Origin of the sequence: Nonomuraea lactucae (assembly GCF_003313395.1) — a bacterium.
Taxonomy (GTDB): Bacteria; Actinomycetota; Actinomycetes; order Streptosporangiales; family Streptosporangiaceae; genus Nonomuraea; species Nonomuraea lactucae.
This window is the reverse complement of sequence record NZ_QNFZ01000492.1, coordinates 1-1337: the sequence shown is the minus strand read 5'-3', so window position 1 is coordinate 1337 and position 1337 is coordinate 1. Positions and strand designations below refer to the sequence as shown.

Genomic DNA, 1337 nt, shown 5'->3' with positions numbered 1-1337 from the left:
TCGCCACCACTCCATAACCAGTGGACGGGCCAGCTCATACCGACCCACCCACCAAGATCTTCAGGACACTCCTAGGGGCCCATGTCGCGACCACGGTCGTTGTTGTCGCGCTCGCGTTGTGGGGGTGCCTGGTGGGTAGCGGAGCGGCTGCGCTGACGGTTCCGTTCGGAGGCGGGTCTGCCTCGGTCGGGCTCTGTGTCGGCTTGGCGCTGGCGTTCGGCGTGTTCTGCGCGGGCGGCTTGTTCGATGTCGCGTCGGTCTGGTGGCAGGTCGGCACGCCGCGCGGTCTCGTCGTTGACGGCGGCGAGCTCTTGTCGCAGGCGGGTTTGAGCAGCGCGAGCTGCCTGGGCGCGCTGGTCGGCCATGGTGACATCGCGGCTGCGGGCGCCTCGTTGAGCGGCGTCGAACTCACGGCTCAGGTCGGCTTGGCGCCGCCGTATCAGCGGCCAAGTAATGGCGGGTGGAGCCTGGTCAGCGGTCCGCTGGGCGGCCTGCTCCAGTTCCAGCGTACGTTCGCGGATCGGCCACAGGCGGTTGCGTATTTGGGCTCGATGGTGGCGGGCACCGAACCCCTCGGCGACACCGAGGTGCTGCGACGTGCCGCGGAGCTGGGCGGACTCGCCCTCGGTAACGTCGAACCCGCCGAGAGCGCCGGACTGGTGCGGTTCGGTGTCCACCTCCGGTTCCGCCACCCGCTGGTCCGATCGGTGATCTACCGGCTGGCCATCGAAGAGCAGCGACGCCACGCCCACCACGCCCCGGCCCGCGCGTTCGAAACCGAACACCGCCCGGACCGGCGCATCTGGCACCTGGCCCAGGCCGCGGACAAGCCCGACGAGCACCTCGCCGACGAGCTGGAGCGGCCGGCCGCCCGCGGCGCCGCGGCGGCGTGGTGGCCGCCGCCGCGTTCCTCGAACGCTCCACTGAGCTGACCTCTGATCCCGCCGCGAAAGCCGAGCATGCGGTGGCCGCCGCCCAGGCCAAGCACGAGGCGCCCTTGCTCCGTGCCGCCGTCGACGGTTTCCGCCAAGTCGACGATCCGAGCTGGCTTCCCGTCGCCTGCCGCGCGGCTGGGACCTGTGGGACGAGGTCGCGCTCGACGATCTCACCACCCGCCGCGTCGAACTCGCCCGGGAGGCGGGGGCGCTCACGCGGCCGGACCCGCGCGTTGTTGGACCAAAGCCTACGCGCCGCGAACGACGGCACCGGCGGGTTCGTCACGATCGTCGAGTACGCCAGCTCCGTCCTGCACAACGGGCCGGGCGAGCACGAGGCCGCGCTCGCGCCCGCCCGGGCAGGCCGCCGGGCGCAGCCGCCTGTTCTGGAGCGCCGCCGCG

The 1337-nt window shown here is 72.2% G+C and carries 1 protein-coding gene; it reads left to right on the top strand.

Features of this window, described 5'->3' with window-relative positions:
• Positions 1–203 precede the first annotated feature (203 nt).
• A complete protein-coding gene (locus tag DQW85_RS22925; RefSeq protein ID WP_113702195.1) occupies positions 204–932 on the top strand; it encodes a hypothetical protein in 729 nt (242 codons plus the stop codon).
• The last annotated feature ends 405 nt before the right edge of the window (positions 933–1337 follow it).